This window comes from Roseateles sp. P5_B10, from assembly GCF_056400485.1.
The window spans coordinates 1-1,823 of sequence record NZ_JBFULE010000958.1 but is presented as its reverse complement, the minus strand read 5'-3'; the positions used below and the strand labels follow the sequence as shown (position 1 = coordinate 1,823).

General features: G+C 67.2%; 2 protein-coding genes. Both read right to left on the bottom strand.

The features are described from left to right. Nucleotides 1–452 (bottom strand): efflux RND transporter permease subunit (locus AC1DU6_RS29730; RefSeq protein ID WP_477861608.1); only part of this gene is annotated, 452 nt, incomplete at its 3' end. Between the two features lie 13 nt (nucleotides 453–465). Next, a complete protein-coding gene (locus AC1DU6_RS29725) occupies nucleotides 466–1,635 on the bottom strand; it encodes an efflux RND transporter periplasmic adaptor subunit (protein WP_056196940.1) in 1,170 nt (389 codons plus the stop codon). Nucleotides 1,636–1,823: the final 188 nt, after the last annotated feature.

Below are 1,823 nucleotides of genomic sequence, written 5' to 3'. Positions count from 1 at the left end.
GGGTGCGTCAGCGTCGTGCTGGACAGCGACAGCTGCAGGATGGGCTGAGCGCCGGGGTCGGCCCGCGTGATGATGGGTTCGCGGATTTCGGTGGGCAGCTTGTAGCGCACCGAGGCGATGGCGTTGCGCACCTCATCGGCGGCCTCGATCATGTTCTTCGAGAAGTCGAAGACCAGCACGAGGGTGGCGCTGCCCTCGCGCGACGTGGAGTTGGAGCGATCCACGCCCGAGATGCTCTGCAGCGCTTTCTCGATACGGTTGACGACTTCGCGCTCCACCGTCTCGGGCGACGCGCCCGGATAGGGAATGTTGATGACGAGCACCGGCGGCTCGACCTCGGGGAACTGGTTGACCTTGAGCTTGGACAGCGCCAGCAGGCCCACCAGCATCAGCCCGATGACCATGACGACGGTCGCGACGGGCTTGCTGATGCTGAAGTTGGAGAGAAACATCGAGGTCTCCTGCTTACTTGCTGGCGGCAGGCACGGGTGACGCCGTGCCCGCGACGGCTGAGGCCGCGCCGGCCCCGGCCGTGACGCGCTGCAGCGGCGCACCATCGGTCAGGTTGCCGGTGGGTGCGCGCAGCACCTGGTCTCCCAAAGCCAGGCCTGAAGCGATGACGACCTCGCCGCGGCGGTCGTCACGCTCGCCCAAGATCACGTTGACCTTCTTGAGCTGATTGCCATCGACCTTCCAGACATAGGCGCTATCGCCCTGGCGCTGCACCGAGCCCTCGGCCAGCACCAGCGCCTTGCGCTCGGCGCTCTCGACGCGGCCTTCGGCATAGAGGCCGGAGACCTGAGGGGCCTTGCTGCGATCGTTGAATTCAGCGATGAGCTCGACCTGACGCGTCGTCGCATTGGCAGCGGCATCGATGCGGGCCAGCTTGCCGCGGAACTCCGCGTCGCCAAAGCCGTTGATGCGGAAGGACACCGGCTGGCCAAGCTTGAGCTCGCCCAGGCGATCGGCCGAGACCTGGCCTTCGAAGCGCATCGACGCCGGGTCGATGACCTTGATGAGTTCGCGGCCGATCTGCACGGTGTCGCCGACGGAGATCTTTCGCTCGCTGACGACGCCATCGAACGGCGCGCGGATCTCGGTGCGCGAAACCTGCTGGCGGGCCGTGACGGCGCGCGCCTTGGCTGCGGCCAACTCGCTCTGGGCGGCGTTGCGGCGCACCTCGGCGTCTTCCAGGCCTTGCATGGAAATCATGCCCTGCTGGTTCAGCGTGCGCTGGCGGGCCAGCACGCGCTCGGTCTGCTCGAAGCTCTGTTGGGCGGCGCGCAGCGCCTCATCGGCCGAGGTCAGGCCGTCGCGGATGGAGGTGGGGTCCAGTCGGATGATGAGATCACCCGCGCGCACACGTTCGCCGTTGTCCTTGGCCACCTGCAGCACGACGGCGGCCACTTCGGCACGCAGGTCGGCACGGCGGGCCGGCTGGATGGCGCCCGTGATGACGGGCGCGCCGATCAGGCCGCTCTGGCCAACCTGACGCAGATCCTCGGGCGCGAGCAGCAGCGGCGCAGACGTCTTGGCCGCGGCGCCCTTGGCCTCATCGGGCTTGCCACCCTTGCCGCAAGCGGTAAGGGCCAGGGCCAATGTCAATGCGGTCAGGGTCAGCGATGCACGCGTCATGGAGACAAGCTTTCTTCGAAAGGGCAAAGGTCGGACGGCTCAAACGCCGGAGCTTAACGGTCTGGCAACACGGCGCCAGAGGTCATGTACGAAACGGAAGAACTTTCGGGCCGAGCGCCGGGCCTGCCGTGGGCCAGAGGCCCATGGCCTTCCGTAGGCACAAGCAGTCCGCAGGGACTGCTTGTGTC